Origin of the sequence: Aeromonas sp. 11P, assembly GCF_051920165.1 — a bacterium.
Lineage (GTDB): Bacteria > Pseudomonadota > Gammaproteobacteria > Enterobacterales > Aeromonadaceae > Aeromonas > Aeromonas veronii.
Genome location: NZ_JBQBDJ010000004.1, coordinates 2,055,454 through 2,072,500 on the forward strand (window position 1 = coordinate 2,055,454; position 17,047 = coordinate 2,072,500).

The following is a 17,047-nucleotide window of genomic DNA, read 5'->3' on the forward strand; positions in this document are numbered from 1 at the left end:
TGCCCAAATTGCACGGCTGATGCAGCAAGGCGTGACCGCTGCGGCAAAGGGGGGGCATAGCCGGGTGCCACCTTTGCCCCCCCTCGTCCGTTGGTTTACAATCGACGGGTTTTTTGGAACCCGGTTGACCTGTGTCGACCTGGCCCCACCACGACATCAGTCTGTTAATGCCAAGACATTAACCTGCTGAAAAGGAAGAGAATTAGCCAATGGCTCAATTTATTTACACCATGAACAGGGTCGGCAAGGTAGTGCCGCCCAAGCGTCATATTCTCAAGAACATCTCCTTGAGCTTCTTCCCGGGCGCCAAGATCGGCGTGCTGGGTCTGAACGGCGCCGGTAAATCGACCCTGCTGCGCATCATGGCAGGCATCGACACCGAGATCGAAGGGGAAGCCCGTCCGCAGCCCGGCATCAAGATCGGCTACCTGCCGCAGGAGCCGAAGCTGGAGCCGGAGCAGACCGTACGCGAAGCGGTCGAAGAGGCCGTTGGCGAAGTGAAGCGCGCCATGGCCCGTCTGGACGAGGTCTATGCGGCCTACGCCGACCCTGATGCCGACTTTGACAAGCTGGCCCGCGAACAGGGCGAGCTGGAAGCCATCATCCAGGCCCAGGGTGGCCACAACATGGAGAACCAGCTGGAGCGTGCGGCCGATGCCCTGCGCCTGCCGGCCTGGGATGCCAAGATCAAGCACCTCTCCGGTGGTGAGCGCCGTCGGGTGGCACTCTGCCGTCTGCTGCTGGAAAAGCCGGACATGCTGCTGCTGGACGAACCGACCAACCACCTGGATGCGGAATCCGTGGCCTGGCTGGAGCGCTTCCTGCACGACTACGAAGGCACTGTTGTGGCCATCACCCACGACCGTTACTTCCTCGACAACGTGGCAGGCTGGATCCTGGAACTGGACCGCGGCGAAGGTATCCCGTGGGAAGGCAACTACTCCTCCTGGCTGGAGCAGAAGGACGCCCGTCTGGCACAGGAAGCAAGTTCCGAAGCTGCCCGTCGCAAGTCCATCGAGAAAGAGCTGGAGTGGGTTCGTCAAAACCCGAAAGGGCGTCAGGCCAAGTCCAAGGCACGTATGGCTCGCTTCGAAGAGCTCAACACCAACGACTACCAGAAGCGCAACGAGACCAACGAGCTGTTCATTCCGCCCGGACCGCGCCTCGGCGACAAGGTGGTGGAAGTGGCCAACCTGCGCAAATCCTATGGTGATCGGGTGCTGATCGACGATCTGTCGTTTGCCATTCCGAAGGGTGCCATCGTCGGCATCATCGGCCCGAACGGTGCCGGTAAGTCGACCCTGTTCCGCATGATGTCGGGTCAGGAGCAGCCGGATTCCGGCGCCATCACCCTGGGTGAAACCGTGGTGCTGGCCTCTGTCGATCAGTTCCGCGACAGCATGGATGACAAGAAGACGGTATTCGAGGAAGTCGCTGACGGTCAGGATATCCTGCGCATCGGCAACTACGAGTTCCCGAGCCGCGCCTATATCGGCCGCTTCAACTTCAAGGGTTCCGACCAGCAGAAACGGGTTGGCGAGCTCTCCGGTGGTGAGCGCGGTCGTCTGCACCTGGCCAAGCTGTTGCAGACCGGCGGCAACGTGCTGCTGCTGGATGAACCGACCAACGATCTGGATATCGAAACCCTGCGCGCCCTCGAGAACGCCCTGCTGGAGTTCCCGGGTTGTGCCATGGTCATCTCCCACGACCGCTGGTTCCTCGACCGTATCGCCACTCACATCCTCGACTATCAGGATGAGGGCAAGATCGAGTTCTTCGAAGGTAACTTTACCGAATACGAAGAGTGGAAGAAGAAGACCTACGGCGCCGAGGCGATCCAGCCGCACCGCGCTAAATACAAGCGCATCGCCAAGTAAGGCTGACTGCGTGTTGAGGGGAGCTTCGGCTCCCCTTTCTCTTGCCTTTTGATTTACAATCCTAGACGGATGCCTTTGCATGGATGTAGCACGATGACGACCCCCATAGAGAAAAAACTCACCATCCAGATCCGGGTTGAACCGGGTTGCCTCGGGCCGGATGGCAAGGCGCACATCGAGACCTTCTGTGCCGCTGCCGCCAAGATTTTTGCCGCCGTGGAGCCCGAACTGGTGAGCTGGGAGCTGATCCCCCGCTACGACAAACAGTTGCCGGAGCAGGAGTTCTTTATCGAGGGGCGCAAACTGACCGAAGAGCAGGCCAGCCTCTTTCTGCGCCGCTTCGGCCGCGAGCTGGGTGAAGTGCAAGACCGGCTCGACTCGGTGCTGGCCCAGCTGGTCGAGCGCTACTTCAAAACCCTTTAAGCCCCCAATTTTCGATAAAAGGTTCTCCGCTGAGAACCTTTTTTCATGCTCAAAAAGCAAACGTTTGAATTTTTGCTCTATTCATTGATCTGCTTCGCAGATCCGGGGTTTGTAAACGGCGCCGCCTGTGTAAAAATGTGCGCGCTGTCACGGTATCAGGACGAGTCTGGTTACTTAACCACCAGAAACAGGGCAATTTACCCCGCATGGATGGGATAGCCCGTTCCCCTGCTGCTTATTTCACGTCACCTATTGGAATCCAACATGAATCAACAACACCAAGCTGCCAATCAGGCCGCCGGGCAAGGATTGCTTGAGCGCCTGTTTGCCCTGCAAGGCCATGGCACTACCGCACGCACCGAAGTGATCGCCGGTATCACCACCTTCCTGACCATGGTCTACATCGTGTTCGTCAACCCGCAGATCCTCTCTGCTGCGGGCATGGACACCCAGGCCGTGTTCGTCACCACCTGCCTCATCGCCGGTATCGGCAGCATCCTGATGGGCCTGTTGGCCAACCTGCCGATCGCGCTGGCCCCCGCCATGGGCCTCAACGCCTTCTTCGCCTTCGTGGTGGTCGCGGGCATGGGTTACTCCTGGCAAGTGGGCATGGGCACCATCTTCTGGGGCGCCATGGGTCTGTTGATCCTCACCCTGCTGCGGGTGCGTTATTGGCTGATCGGCAACATCCCGCTCACCCTGCGGGTCGGCATCACCGCCGGTATCGGTCTGCTGATCGCCCTGCTCGGCCTGCACAACGCAGGGATCGTCGTGGCCAGCCCCGCGACTATGGTGACCGTGGGCAATCTCACCTCCCTGCCCTGCCTGCTGGGTCTGCTCGGTTTCTTCCTGATCTGCATCTTCTCCGCCCGCGGCGTCCACTCCGCCGTGCTGATCGCCATCGTGGTCACCACGGGTCTGGGCTGGCTGTTTGGCGATGTCACCTTCAAGGGCTTTGTCTCCATACCCCCCAGCATCGAGCCGGTGTTCGGCCAACTGGATCTGATGGGATCGCTCGATATCAGCCTCGCCGGGATCATCTTCTCCTTTATGCTGGTCAACCTGTTCGACTCTTCCGGCACCCTGATCGGTGTCACCAACCGCGCCAAGCTGGCCGATGACAAGGGCCACTTCCCACGCATGAAACAGGCGCTGATGGTCGATAGCGTGAGCTCAGTCGGCGGCGCCTTCATGGGCACCTCCTCGGTTACCGCCTTTATCGAGAGCAGCTCCGGCGTCGCCGTCGGCGGCCGTACCGGTCTGACCGCCATTGTGGTCGGCCTGCTGTTCCTGCTGGCGATCTTCTTCTCTCCGGTCGCCGCCATGGTGCCGGCCTACGCCGCCGCTGGCGCCCTTATCTATGTGGGCGTGCTGATGTGCTCCGAGCTGACTCGGGTCAAGTGGGAAGATCTGACCGAAGCGGTACCGGCCTTTATGACCGCGGTGATGATGCCGTTCAGCTTCTCCATCACCGAGGGGATCGCCGTGGGCTTCATCTCCTACTGCGTGATGAAGGCAGGTACCGGCCGCTGGCGCGAGATCAACCCTTGCGTGCTGGTGGTTGCCCTGCTGTTCGTGCTCAAGTTCGTCTGGGTCGACAGCCACTGATAATGACCAGCGCAATCCGATGGGCTCCCGACAGGGAGCCCATTTTTATTTGCCGGATCATGCTTCTCGCCCCTGCGCTGTGACGCGGGGGCCTGACAGTGCTAGATTGGCAGCCAGCTTTTTATCCGGCAGTTTCGTTAACCACAAGGACGGCAACCGTGGCCCAGCACTCCCCCTCTTTCTCCGCCCTCTCCCCCCTGCTGCAAGAACAGGCCGAGCGCCAATGGCAGCGTCTGGTCGAGCTGACCCCCGACTATGGCGCGCAACCCGAGCCGGTTCGCCAGACCCTGCTGACCCTGCTCGGCCTCTCCGATTTTGTCGCCGACTCCCTCTTCAAACAGCCGGCGTTGCTGACCGAGCTGCTCGCCTCCGGTGATCTCGAACGAACCGAACGCTGGCCCGCTTACCAGCGCGATCTGACCGCCCTGCTCGCCGAGGTAAGCGATGAAGAGGCGCTCAAGCGCATCCTGCGCCAGTTCCGCCGCAGCCGCATGCTGGTGATCGCCTGGCGCGAACTGCTGGGCCACTCTGAAGTGGAAGAGAGCTTTATCCATCTCACCAAACTGGCAGATGCCCTCATCTGCTCCGCTCGCGACTGGCTCTACGCCAAACAGTGCAGCGAGCTGGGCACCCCGATGGATGGCAACGGTAATCCGCAACCGCTACTGATCCTCGGCATGGGCAAGCTCGGGGGCGGCGAGCTGAACTTCTCCTCGGATATCGACCTTATCTTCACCTTCCCCGAAAACGGCTACACGGTTGGCGGGCGGCGCGAGCTGGCCAACCAGCAGTTCTTCATCAAGCTCGGTCAGCGCATCATCAACGCCCTCCACCAGCCCACCCAGGATGGTCAGGTGTTCCGGGTCGATATGCGACTGCGCCCCTTTGGCGATGCGGGGCCGCTCGCCATCTCCTTCGCCGCCATGGAGGATTACTACCAGCACCACGGTCGCAACTGGGAGCGCTACGCCATGGTCAAGGCGCGGGTACTGGGGCCCCAGTGCGAGCACGCTGTGGAGCTGGCCGAAATGTTGCGCCCCTTCGTGTTTCGCCGCTATATCGACTTTGGCGTTATCGACGGCCTGCGCCAGATGAAGGCGATGATCGCCGCCGAGGTGCGCCGCAAGGGGCTGGAGGGCAACATCAAGCTGGGGGCTGGCGGCATCCGTGAAGTGGAGTTTATCGCCCAGGCGCTGCAGCTTATTCGCGGCGGGCGCGAACCGGCACTGCGGGTGCGCCACCTGCCTGAAGCGCTGGCCGCCATCGCCCAATGTGGCGCCCTCGAATCTGCCCATTGCGATCGCTTGCTGGATGCCTATCGATTCCTGCGCCGGGTCGAGAACATCTTGCAGGAGATCGGCGATCAGCAGACCCAGACCCTGCCCACCGAGGAGCGGGATCGCCAGCGGCTCGTCGCCGCCCTCGGCTTTACCGACTGGGCTGCCTTTATGACTCATCTTGATGAGGAGATGGCCGCCGTCCATCAGGAGTTCGCCGCCGTGGTGGGGGAAGAGAAAGAGGCACCCGCCCATCTGGAGCAGCTCTGGCTCGATCTCTGGCGCACCGAGCTCGACGCCGCCGAGCTGGAAAAATTGCTGACCGCGCAGGGAGTGGCCGAGCCCGCCCCGCTCTGCGCCGCGCTACTGCGTTTCAAGGAGGAGTACAAGCGCCGTCAGGTCGGCCCGCAGGGGCGCATCGCGCTGGACTGGCTGATGCCGGAGCTGCTGCGGCTGGTGGTCGCCAGCGAGCAACCTGCCCGCCTGTTCGAGCGGGTGTGCGAGCTGCTGACCCGCATCTTCACCCGCAGCGCCTATCTGCAGCTGCTGGCGGAAAACCCGGGTGCCCTGCGCCAGCTGGTGCGGCTGTGCGACGCCAGCCATCTGGTGAGTGAACAGCTGGCCCGCTACCCTATCCTGCTGGATGAGCTGCTCGATCCCCAGCACCTCTACCACCCCACCCCGCTCGATCAGTACAAGCCCCAACTGCGCCAGTTCCTGCTGCGCATCCCCGAAGAGGACGTGGAGCAGCAGATGGAGGCGCTGCGCCAGTTCAAGCAGGTGCAGCTGCTGCGCATCGTGGCGGCCGATATCGCCGGCGCCCTGCCGCTGATGAAGGTGAGCGACCACCTCACCTGGCTGGCGGAGGCGATCACCGAAGAGGTGGTCAATCAGGCCTGGGCCCAGATGAGCGAGCGCTACGGGGTGCCACCCGAGGTGGCGGTGAGCGATCAGCGCGGCTTTGCGGTGGTGGCCTACGGCAAGCTGGGCGGCATCGAGCTCGGTTACGGCTCGGATCTCGATCTGGTGTTCCTGCACGGCGGCGACCCCAACAGCTACACAGATGGCCGCAAGCCCATCGACAGCCGCCAGTTCTATCTGCGTCTGGCCCAGCGGATCCTGCACCTGTTCAGCACCCGAACCCCCTCCGGGATCCTCTACGAGATCGATATGCGGCTGCGTCCCTCCGGCGACTCCGGCCTGCTGGTCTCGTCCCTCTCGGCCTATGAGCAGTATCAGCAAAACGAGGCGTGGACCTGGGAACATCAAGCGCTGGTGCGGGCCCGCCCCATCTATGGCGATGATGCCATCGTTGCCGAGTTTGCCCGTATCCGCCGCGATGTGCTGGCCAAGGAGCGGGAGCTGCCGAGCCTGGCCCGCGAGGTGCGCGAGATGCGCCACAAGATGCGGGATCACCTGCTGAAAGCGGGGGCTGGCGAGTTCGACCTCAAGCAGTCCCCCGGCGGCATGGTGGATATCGAGTTTATCGCCCAGTATCTGGTGCTGGCCCACGCCTGCGGCGAGCCCGATGCCCTCACCCGCTGGTCCGATAACGTGCGCATCTTCGACGAGTGCGTGATGGCGGGGGTGCTGACGCTGGAGCAGGCGGAGGGGCTGAAGCAGGCCTATCTGGAGATCCGCAACCTCGGCCATCGCCTCAACCTCTCGGAGATCTCCCGCAAGGTAAGCGACGCTCAGCTGCAGAGTGAGCGCAGCCATGTCCTCGCCGTCTGGCAAACCCTGCTGGGGGAGTAATTCCCGCCAGTGGCAATGAGAAAGGGCCCGCCTGAATTGCTTCAGGCGGGCCCATATCGTCTCTATCGCTGTCGATTAGTGCACAGCCACTCAATCGTGCAGCGAGACAAACTGCAACTGCCTGCCATCGGGTAGCAGCGCCAACACGCTTTGAGCGGCCAGTTTGATCCCTGCCAGCTCGGTGGCCGGGCCGAAATTGGCTATCAGTCGAGTGCCATCGGCAAACTGGCTCTGCTGCACCACACCTCTTTTATCGAGCCAGCGAAAACCGGTTAGCGGCTGGTTGTAGAGCCGCTCATGCAGCGGACGGAAGAAGGCATCGAGCCCCTTGAGGTAAGGAATGCGCACGCTGGCGCTATCCAGACTGAGATTGAGCAGCGGCGGCACGTTGTAGAGCTGCTGCAACAGCTCGGTCACCTGGCGGCTCTCCTTGAACTTGAGGCTGTCCATCGTCCAGTGATGGGTAGTCACTATGCTGTCGTGAAAGACACTCTGGAACAGCGGTAGCCGCAGCACCGGATCGAAGTAGAGCCCCTGATACTCAGGTTTTAGGTGGCTCTGGCGAAAGAAGTAATCGGGCTGATAGTCGGGATGCCAGGCCCCCAGATAGTAGGGGGATCGCTTGTTGCGGCGCATATCGGGATCCTGCCAGCCAAAGCCGCTGGTCTGGGGGCCGTGGGCAAAGGCAGCGGTGCGATTGGCTACCGCCCCGCCCTCCTCGGAGCCCACCAGCACACCCTGACTCTTGGCAATCCACGCCATCCCCGCCATCCGGTTCTGCGCATCCTGCGCCTGAGTGGTCGGCTTGGCCGGATCGAAGTCGTCAAACACCATGCCGGTCGCCGCCACATCGAGGAACCAGCTGTTGTAGTGGCTCGCCTGCTGCACCCAGGGCACGCGCTGCTCCATCACCGGGCGCACGCAAGCCTGATTGGTGTAGACGCCGCTGTTTTGAAAGCCGCTCTTGCGCCGTCCGTTCTCCTGCATGATGCCGCAGCGCAGGTAGATATCCTGCCCCATCTGGGCGGTGAGCCAGCTCTGCTGGCGATTCCCCTCCGGCAACGCGGTATCGTAGGAGTCGTAGGGTGCAATGAGATAACCCGCCTGTTTGGCAAGTTTAATCCCCTCTGGCGCGGCAAAGCCGGCGGTCCACTGGGGCAGCCCCAGCCAGAGTCTGGGCAAGCCAGCCTGCGTGAGAGCGGCGATCATCTTGGCCGAGCTGCCATCACCCCAGCTTTGCGGATCGTTGAGCGCAGCGCCCAGTTGCCTTGCTGCCAGTGCGCGCCGGGCGCTGAAATCGACCGGTTGCTGACCCGGATGGCGCAGCGCGAGCGCCTGCTCTACCCCGGCCAGCACCAGATTTTGCAGGTAGCGGTTGCGGGCCAGATCGGGCGCTTGCAGCGCACTCTTGCTCTCACCCTTGAGCCAGTCGGCGGGGATCAGGCGGCGCAGAGCGGGCCAGCTCTTCACATCCTGTGGCACCAGCAGTCGCTCGCCCCAAAGGTAGAGGTGAGAGGCACCGATCAGCCGTTTGCCATCCGGCACCGCCGCCAGCTTGCTCTCGAGCGAGACCAGCTCGCCCCGCTCCTGCAACCAGCTGCGATAGGCCTTGGCCGCCGCCAGCCAGTCGTTGCCTGGCTGCAGCGATACCTCCACCTCATAGGGGTCAGCCTGATTAAGGCGATTGACGCTGTGGGTCGCCGTGAGGGCAATGCCATCTTGCTTCGGAGCAAAGGTGAGCCGGTTGTTGAAAGGGTTGGCAAAGAGGATCGCCAACTGCTGATCGCCGTGATCCAGCCCAACCACCGGCAGGGTCAGATTATCCGTGGTGTTGATCCCCTGATACTCCTGCGCCAGCGCCTTGCGCCACGCAGTGTGCGTAGCCGGAATGCGGAATCCCTCGTGGATCGGCAGCATCAGCGCCTGTGCCCCTGCCGGAACCCGCGGCCATACCAGCTCGCCAGTGGTCGCGCGGCTCAGGGTGAGGATCAGGCGGTTGCCCTCAAGGCGAGCCAACGCCCGCACCTCGCCATCGGCACGGGTCAGCCAGCTGGCGCGCTCCCCCTCCTGCTGCAAGGCGGTGACCGGCTGGCGCGGGCCGGGGGAAGAGATGGCCAAGTGCTGGCCCGATGGCAGCACAGCCTCGGCTGCCAGAGTGGCGGGATCCAGCTCGATACGCCACTGCTCGTTGGCCAGGGTCAGCGCCTCGGCAGGCAGGGAGAACAGCGGCGCCAACAGCAGCAGCGGGCGGATCCGGCTCGTTAGCACGGGAAGAAGAGTCATGGTCTGTGATTCCTGATAAGACAAGGGAATCGCCATTTCAGCAGATCGGCCGCCTGCGATTGTCAGGCCAATGTCAGGATTGCGGGCACCTGCCTATCACGATGCGCATTAATCCACTGGCCCCGCCTGACTGTGGCTCAGCTGCAACACCAGCTGGCCACGCTGACTGGTCTGCACCAGCGAAAGGGTACGCCAGCTGTCGGGCGTGGCAGCAGGCCAACCCACCTTGCCATCGAGAGGCAGACGGTTCCACCACAGCAGGGAATATTGCGGGCGGGCCAGCACCGCCTGATCGAGCCAGAGCTGCGTACAGGAAACGGGATTGGCGGGGGGATTAGCCACCGCCAGCGGCGAGCGGGAGAGCCAGTCCAGATCCTGCACCGCAGGCAGCGGCAGCGCCACCTGCCACTCCTTGCCCGCCACCGCCAGCCGCAGCTGATAGAGTCCGGCTGGCAAAGGCGTCGGTAGATCGGCTCCCACGACCCTGACCCCTTTATTCTCTTCCGCCTCCCACTGGGCGCCTGCCAGTCGGTCACGGCCAGCGGGATCGACAAGTTCAGCGGCGGTGATGGACCCCTCCCCGGTCAACTGCACCCGATAATCCCGCAGCAGCGGCGCATCGCGCTGGATCAGCTCAAGGCGCAGCTCGCTCACCCCATCAGGCAGAGTCAGCGGGAAATCCTTGCCGCAGTGCTGGGCACTCAGCGCGGCCAGCATCCCCTGCCAGCTACGGCGCTCGGCATCGCTGTTGAGCGCAGGCCAAGCCTGCTGCAAAGATTGCCAGGCGTGCCGGTTATCCCCCTGCAACAGCGCCAAGGTAGCCGGTTGCAGCGGGTCGGCGCGTTCGGTGTCCAGGAGGCGTTCGGTTGCCATCACGCAGCTTGCGTTTAGCAAGCCGACGCTCAGAGCCAACAGCGGTCCAGCCAGCGTTGCACGCTTCACGCTGGCACCTCCAGCCGGTAGCCGATGCCGCGCACCGTCTCGATGGCCAACCCGGGCAGCTTCTGGCGCAGTTGCAGAATATGGGTATCGACGGTGCGGGTGGAGGGGAACGCCTGATAGCCCCACACCCGGTTGAGGATCTCCTCCCGGCTCAGTACCCGCCCCGCCATTCGCACCAGCAGGGTGAGCAAGGCAAACTCGGTGGGGGTGAAGCTCACCTCCGCATCCTGCCAGCTCGCCTGCATCCGGGCGGGATGCAGCTGCAAGCCGCCCACCGCCTGAGTGCCATCCCCCAGCTGACGCAGCTGAGCCCGGATCCGCGCCAGCAGCTCATCGTGGGAGAAGGGCTTGGTCAGGTAGTCGCGCGCCCCTGCATCGAGCCCAGCCACCCGATCGCTCACCTCCACCCTGGCGGTCAGCACGATCACCGGCAGCGCCTTGCGCGCCAGCCACAGGGGTAGCCAGTCGAGGGCATCCCCCTCCGGCATGGTGCGATCCAGCAGCACCAGATCCGCCGCCAGCCACTGCTGCTCCGCCGCTGTCAGGGTGTCGCACCAGAGGCAGCGATACCCTTCGCGGGTCAGATAGCGTTGCAGGTTCTCCGCCAGCAGCGCCTCGTCTTCGACAAGCAGAATGGTCTTCATGATTCGGGGTCGCTCCAGAGTTGGCAGGGCAGCGTCAGGGTGAAGGTGGTGGGCGGGCCGGATAGGGCGAGGCGCCCGCCAAGACGGCGCAGCAGATGGCGCACGATGGCAAGCCCCAGCCCCAAACCCTCGGCACGGGCACCGCGGCGCAGCAGGGTGGCGAGCCGGTAACCCAGCAGCTCGCCGCCATCGCTGACCGCGAGGATCAAACGCCCCGCCTGCCAGCTGGCACAGATCCGAACCGGCGCGCGGCCATGCTGGCTGGCGTTACGCAGCAGGTTGTCGAGGGCGAGATCGAGCCAGTAGAAGGGGAGCGCCAGAGTCATCTCCCGCTCAAGGCAGAAGGTGGCGTCATGCCGCTCGCAAGCCAGGGTGAGCCACTCGGCCAGACTGACCGCCACCCGCTCATCTTCCAGAGTCTCAGCCGCCAGATAGTGGCGACTGGCCTGCGCCAGCTGATGCAGGCGGGCGACACTGCCCAGCAGCTGCCCCACGCTCTGTTGGGCGGAAGGGGGCAGCCGGTCGAAATCGTGGCGCAGCTCCTCGCTGATGCCGGAGAGCGCCATGATGGGGGTCCGCAGCTCGTGGGTCAGCATCTGCAATGCGACACGCCGCTCCCGCAGCAGGAGCCAGCGCTGCCAGCTGGCCCACCCCAGCAGCAGGATGAAACCAAGAGAGCTGGCCAGCGCCAGCCACTGCCAATGCAACGTGGGGCGAGTATTGAAGCAGATCGCTCCGACTCGCTCTTCACAAGTACCAGCGGTACGACTATCCAGCGTCATGCCAAGCCGCTCGGCCAGCGGCTGCCACTGCCCGGCGCCGTAACGACGCCACTGCCCATCGGCAAGCAGCCAGAGCTGACCCGATTGCAGCAGCCAGCGCCCCCCCCGCAGCAGGGCATCGAGGTTGTCATCGCCGAGCTCCCCAAGCAGCCCCAGCTGATCACGCCGCTCCCGCACATGGAGCAGAGCGTCGAGCCCGGCCGCCGGATGACCAGCCTGCCAGCGCGCCGCACTGGAGCCGCCCAGCGGATAGACGGGGTGTGCGGCAAACCAGCGGGTCGAGGGCGTAGTCCCTTGGCCACAAAGCGCCCGCAGCAGTGGCAGCCACTCGGCGGGCAAGTCTTTCTCTGTCCCGCACTCCTGCTGATAGCGATAGATGGCCTGCAACTGGCGCAGCGGATAACGCTGCCAGGCGGGATGAAGGGAGTCGGGAGCAATCAGGCGCCGGTCGAGCCGCTGCACCTCGTCAAGAGGCAGCGCCTGTTCGGGAGCCAGTCTGGCCAGCTCATCCGCCAGGCTATCTGCCAGCGGCCCGGCCAGCACGGGAGATGCCATGCCGTAGCAGATCAGGGAGCAGAGCAGCAGGATCAGGCGCATGGGTTCAACTCGAGATGACTCCGGATCAAGGCACAGCAGATCACTGCGCCATAAAAAATGTCAGCGCCATTTTTCAATGGCGCTGACATCCGGTCAACCGCTAACAGCATTGGCGCGGCTTCCGCCAGCCCATATGAACCATCACCTATTTGAACAGTCCCTTGAGCAGCTGGTCAGCCACCCCTTTGACGGCATCGTTGTCGGCCTTGTCACCCAGCAGCTTCTTGAGGCCGCGCTCAGCCTCCTTGCGAGCCTTATCCTCCAGCAGCTTGTTGTTGCTGAGCAGTGCCTTCACATCGAGCTGGTAGCTGGGCGCCTGCCAGTGACCGCCGATCCGCACCGGAATGGTGATCTCCTTCAGCTCGTCCACATCCTTGCCCCCCTGCCCCTTGCTGCTCTCGACGATGGAGGTGAGGAACAGGAAGTCGAGGCTCTCCGGCACCAGCGCCGTCTGCCCCTCGCCCTTGACCCGCAGGGCTGGGGCAAAGAGCTGGATGTCGTTGCTGCGAGCAATGCCATCGGCAATCTGGAAGCTGGCGGTCAGGGCGCTGAAGTCGGTCTTGCGCGCCTCCTTCACCTGCTCGGCTCCCTTGCCGGTGAGGGTGGCCCGCGCCTCGCGGATCATCTCCGGCAGGTTGATGCCGTGCAGGGCGCCGTCACTCAGCTTCAAGGTAACCTTGCCCTGCATCCCGTTGCGCAGCGCCAACTCAGAGAGACCACGTCCTTGCACCTGCACATCGAGATCGCCTTTGCCCTCCAGCAGCTCACTCTGAGCCAGAGTCTGCAACAAGGGACGAATGTTCACTCCGGCCACCTGTTTGTGCACCTTGTAGGTGGCGGGTTGCTGGCGCGCGTCGAGTACCCCGTTCGCGTTTACCTGACCACCTGCCACGGTCGCGCTGAACTGTTTGAGCGTCAGCAGCCCTTTGGCCAGAGCCACCTGAAGATCGACAGCACCGAGATCCAGCCCTTTCAGACGCAGGCTGCCGAGTTGCAGCCGACCATCCAGATCCACCCCTTTGAGAGCGCCCAGATCCGGTTCGACCGCGGAGAGGGCTTCGCTCTTGCCGGTTGCCGCTTTATTGCCACTTACCGCGGTATTGGCAACACCGGCCGCCGGTTTCTCCTCTTTCGCCTGCGCAGGTGTGGTCGGTGCCGATTTGGCGAGCCATTTGTCGAGATCCAGCTTCTCCCCCTTGAGATCGAAGCTGATTGCGGGAACAGCGCCAAGCTGCACGGTTCCATCACCACTCAGTAGCGCCTCATCAGCACTCATCACCAGCTTGCTCAGGGTAATCAACTGCTTGTCGAGCTCGGCACGGGCAAACCCGGCCAGTTTCAGCTTCATCTGCGGGCGTGGCAGCGCATCACCTTCCAGCGCTGCCGTCAGCAGCACATCGGAGAGCTCGGCCAGCTTCATCTCTTTATCGAGCCGTCCCTTGAGCGTTCCTTCCAGCGAGCCAGCCAGTGAAGCTTGCTGCCCCTCTACCTTGGCTCCTTTCAGCGCTAACGTGAGGTTGCTCCACTCACCAAGGGCCAGTCGGTCTCCCTTGATGGAGAAACTGTCGAGTCGCAGGGACGGGTCACTCAGGCTGCCACTGAGGCTCAGATCTTTCAGTTCACTTTCCATCACCTCCTGCGCCAGCTTGATCTGGGTCTGCCCTTTAACGTCGAAAGCGAGCTTGTCGGCACTCCCCTTGGCGGCCAGCGTCACGGGTACCCACTGACCGGTGGCCAGCTGCCCCATATCGAGATCGAGGCGATCCAGTCGCAGCGAGGTGCCGCTGCGATCATCCTGTACCAGCGCACTGGCCTGGGAGAGCGCGACACCCTGCAAGCTGATCTGCCAGGGCTTGCTATCAGCGGTTGGCGCTGGGGTTGCGGGGACGACCGGTTCGCTTGCATCAGCAGTGGCATCTTTGATCAGTCCGCTCAGATTGGAGCTGCCATCCGCCTTGGTCTGGATAAAGAGATGGGCGCCACTCAAGGTCACCTTGCCGATCTCCAGACGATGGGAGAGCAGCGGCAACAGGGCCACCGAGGCCTCGCCCTGTTCGAAACGAACCAGATCAGGCTCGGCAAAACCGGCCGGATTGCGCAAAGCAACCTTCTCCAGCGAGAGGCCAAGACTCGGCCAGAAACGCCAGTCAATCTCCCCTGCCATCACCAGCTCCCGACCCGTGCTCTTGCGCACCTGTTCAGCCAGTTGGGGCTTGAATTGATTGGGGTCGATAAGGCTTATCAGCGTCACTATGGCCAGCAAGGCCGCCACGGCGATGCCGAGCAAGATGAGAACTATCTTCTTCACGATATGCTCCTTGAATCCGGATCCACTGCAGACTATACCACTCACCGTCTGACGAATGGCGTCTGCGGGACAAAAGCGGACAAGGATGAGACAGGGATGGTCGCAGCCAATCCCCATCGTCATCAGCAGGGATCAGGCTTGCAAAGGGGATTGCTGCAACCGCGCCATCGCTGTGCGCGTCGATTCGAAAGCAAAGCGGGACAAGGGGATATCGCTGATCTTCAACCACTGACAGGCGGCCACATCGTCAGCTGGCTGGATGACCGGTTTTTCACTCAGCCTGATGGTGAAAAAGGTGTCACAGGTGTGATAGGTGATGCCATCGTAGGGGTAGATATTGGGGAAGGAACCGAGATAGGTAAAGGTTGAGCGCTGACATCGAACCCCAGCTCCTCCTGCAACTCGCGCACCAGCGCCCCCTCCAGCGACTCGCCGGGATCGACAAATCCGCCTGGCAGATCCAGCAACCCCTTGCCCGGATTGCGGGCGCGCACCGCAACCAGCACCTCATCCTGCCAGCAAAGCGCCACCATCACAGCCGTCGCCACATTCTGGAAAAAATGAAAACCGCAGCCACAGCGAAACTCTTTGGGGCTGACGCTCTGCAAGGTTTGACCGCCGCATTTTGGACAAAACATGGGCTATCTCCGACGAAATAAAGCGCCATTTTAAGCTGTTGCGACCGTTTTTTATGAGTGAAACCGACTGGGAAGACGAGGAATTCAAAGGGAGAGGAATAAAACGGAGCAATTATCAGGCGATTTGCTGGATTGCAGCCAATAAAAAACCCCGCTCGATGAGCGGGGTTTCTTGTATTGGGTGCCTGGCAGTGTCCTACTCTCGCATGGCGAATGCCACACTACCATCGGCGCTACCGCGTTTCACTTCTGAGTTCGGCATGGGATCAGGTGGTTCCACGGCGCTATGGCCGCCAGGCAAATTCTTCAATCTGTGAAAGCTGATGTAAGTAGTTTCGTATTCGTTACAAGGCTCGAAACACTTCTTGGGTGTTGTATGGTTAAGCCTCACGGGTAATTAGTATGGGTTAGCTCAACACATCACTGCGCTTACACACCCCACCTATCAACGTTGTGGTCTCCAACGGCCCTTTAGGACCCTCAAGGGGTCAGGGATGACTCATCTCAGGGCTCGCTTCCCGCTTAGATGCTTTCAGCGGTTATCGATTCCGAACTTAGCTACCGGGCAGTGCCACTGGCGTGACAACCCGAACACCAGAGGTTCGTTCACTCCGGTCCTCTCGTACTAGGAGCAACTCCCTTCAATCATCCAACGCCCACGGCAGATAGGGACCGAACTGTCTCACGACGTTCTGAACCCAGCTCGCGTACCACTTTAAATGGCGAACAGCCATACCCTTGGGACCGACTTCAGCCCCAGGATGTGATGAGCCGACATCGAGGTGCCAAACACCGCCGTCGATATGAACTCTTGGGCGGTATCAGCCTGTTATCCCCGGAGTACCTTTTATCCGTTGAGCGATGGCCCTTCCATTCAGAACCACCGGATCACTATGACCTACTTTCGTACCTGCTCGACCTGTCCGTCTCGCAGTTAAGCTGGCTTATGCCATTGCACTAACCTCCTGATGTCCGACCAGGATTAGCCAACCTTCGTGCTCCTCCGTTACTCTTTGGGAGGAGACCGCCCCAGTCAAACTACCCACCAGGCACTGTCCGCGAGCCCGATTCAGGGCCCTGCGTTAGAACATCAAACATACAAGGGTGGTATTTCAAGGACGGCTCCAGCGCAACTGGCGTCACGCCTTCAAAGCCTCCCACCTATCCTACACATGTAGGTTCAATGTTCAGTGCCAAGCTGTAGTAAAGGTTCACGGGGTCTTTCCGTCTAGCCGCGGGTACACCGCATCTTCACGGCGAATTCGATTTCACTGAGTCTCGGGTGGAGACAGCATGGCCATGGTTACACCATTCGTGCAGGTCGGAACTTACCCGACAAGGAATTTCGCTACCTTAGGACCGTTATAGTTACGGCCGCCGTTTACCGGGGCTTCGATCAAGAGCTTCGCTTGCGCTAACCCCATCAATTAACCTTCCGGCACCGGGCAGGTGTCACACCCTATACGTCCACTTTCGTGTTTGCAGAGTGCTGTGTTTTTGATAAACAGTCCCAGCCATCTGGTCACTGCGACTCCCAACTGCTCCATCCGCAAGGGACTTCACTGTCAAGAGCGAACCTTCTCCCGAAGTTACGGTTCTATTTTGCCTAGTTCCTTCACCCGAGTTCTCTCAAGCGCCTTGGTATTCTCTACCCGACCACCTGTGTCGGTTTGGGGTACGATGACTTGTAATCTGAAGCTTAGAGGCTTTTCCTGGAAGCAGGGCATCAATGGCTTCCACACCGTAGTGTGTTCGTCTCGTGTCTCAGTGTTGTGTCTGCGGATTTGCCTACAAACACCACCTACGCACTTTCACCAGGACAACCGTCGCCTGGCCCACCTAGCCTTCTCCGTCCCCCCATCGCAATTACAAGTCGTGCAGGAATATTAACCTGCTTCCCATCGACTACGCCT

Annotated in this window: 9 protein-coding genes, 2 rRNA genes and 1 pseudogene (1 of these 12 cut by a window edge); 4 read left to right on the top strand and 8 right to left on the bottom strand. The window is 61.8% G+C overall.

Annotated elements, in window-relative coordinates:
- Positions 1 to 209 precede the first annotated feature (209 nt).
- The 4 genes from ettA (at position 210) to glnE (ending at position 6,940) form a co-directional block, all read left to right on the top strand.
- Positions 210 to 1,877, top strand: a complete 1,668-nt coding sequence (gene ettA / locus ACTG1P_RS09345; protein WP_005338959.1) for an energy-dependent translational throttle protein EttA — start codon at positions 210 to 212, stop codon at positions 1,875 to 1,877.
- 93 nt (positions 1,878 to 1,970) lie between these two features.
- Positions 1,971 to 2,300 (top strand): hypothetical protein, encoded by a 330-nt coding sequence (locus tag ACTG1P_RS09350; RefSeq protein ID WP_440001095.1) that lies wholly within the window; start codon positions 1,971 to 1,973, stop codon positions 2,298 to 2,300.
- Positions 2,301 to 2,564: 264 nt separating this feature from the next.
- The gene (locus ACTG1P_RS09355) at positions 2,565 to 3,908 is read left to right on the top strand and encodes an NCS2 family permease (protein ID WP_323874617.1); all 1,344 of its coding nucleotides are present in this window, start codon (positions 2,565 to 2,567) and stop codon (positions 3,906 to 3,908) included.
- Positions 3,909 to 4,066: 158 nt separating this feature from the next.
- Positions 4,067 to 6,940, top strand: coding sequence for a bifunctional [glutamate--ammonia ligase]-adenylyl-L-tyrosine phosphorylase/[glutamate--ammonia-ligase] adenylyltransferase (gene glnE, locus ACTG1P_RS09360; protein ID WP_440001096.1), 2,874 nt, complete (start codon positions 4,067 to 4,069; stop codon positions 6,938 to 6,940).
- A 90-nt stretch (positions 6,941 to 7,030) separates the two neighbouring features.
- Here the strand turns inward: glnE and ACTG1P_RS09365 are convergent, their stop codons facing one another.
- From ACTG1P_RS09365 to ACTG1P_RS09400, 8 genes and pseudogenes are all read right to left on the bottom strand, one after another.
- Positions 7,031 to 9,223, bottom strand: a complete 2,193-nt coding sequence (locus tag ACTG1P_RS09365; protein WP_440001097.1) for a glycoside hydrolase — start codon at positions 9,221 to 9,223, stop codon at positions 7,031 to 7,033.
- Between the two features lie 108 nt (positions 9,224 to 9,331).
- Positions 9,332 to 10,165: a DUF2861 family protein gene (locus tag ACTG1P_RS09370; RefSeq protein WP_440001098.1), complete on the bottom strand. Its 834-nt coding sequence runs from the start codon at positions 10,163 to 10,165 to the stop codon at positions 9,332 to 9,334.
- Positions 10,162 to 10,809, bottom strand: coding sequence for a response regulator transcription factor (locus ACTG1P_RS09375; protein ID WP_040067997.1), 648 nt, complete (start codon positions 10,807 to 10,809; stop codon positions 10,162 to 10,164). The genes ACTG1P_RS09370 and ACTG1P_RS09375 overlap by 4 nt, the downstream gene beginning before the upstream one ends.
- The gene (locus ACTG1P_RS09380; RefSeq protein ID WP_440001100.1) at positions 10,806 to 12,188 is read right to left on the bottom strand and encodes a DUF3404 domain-containing protein; all 1,383 of its coding nucleotides are present in this window, start codon (positions 12,186 to 12,188) and stop codon (positions 10,806 to 10,808) included. Before ACTG1P_RS09380 ends, ACTG1P_RS09375 begins: the two co-directional genes overlap by 4 nt.
- Positions 12,189 to 12,333: 145 nt before the next feature.
- A complete protein-coding gene (locus ACTG1P_RS09385) occupies positions 12,334 to 14,496 on the bottom strand; it encodes an AsmA family protein (protein ID WP_440001102.1) in 2,163 nt (720 codons plus the stop codon).
- 132 nt (positions 14,497 to 14,628) lie between these two features.
- Positions 14,629 to 15,134, bottom strand: a pseudogene (locus ACTG1P_RS09390) (NUDIX domain-containing protein).
- A gap of 183 nt (positions 15,135 to 15,317) precedes the next feature.
- Positions 15,318 to 15,432: ribosomal RNA gene (rrf, locus tag ACTG1P_RS09395) — 5S ribosomal RNA — on the bottom strand.
- A 78-nt stretch (positions 15,433 to 15,510) separates the two neighbouring features.
- A 23S ribosomal RNA gene (locus ACTG1P_RS09400) occupies positions 15,511 to 17,047 on the bottom strand; it runs 1,353 nt beyond the window's last position.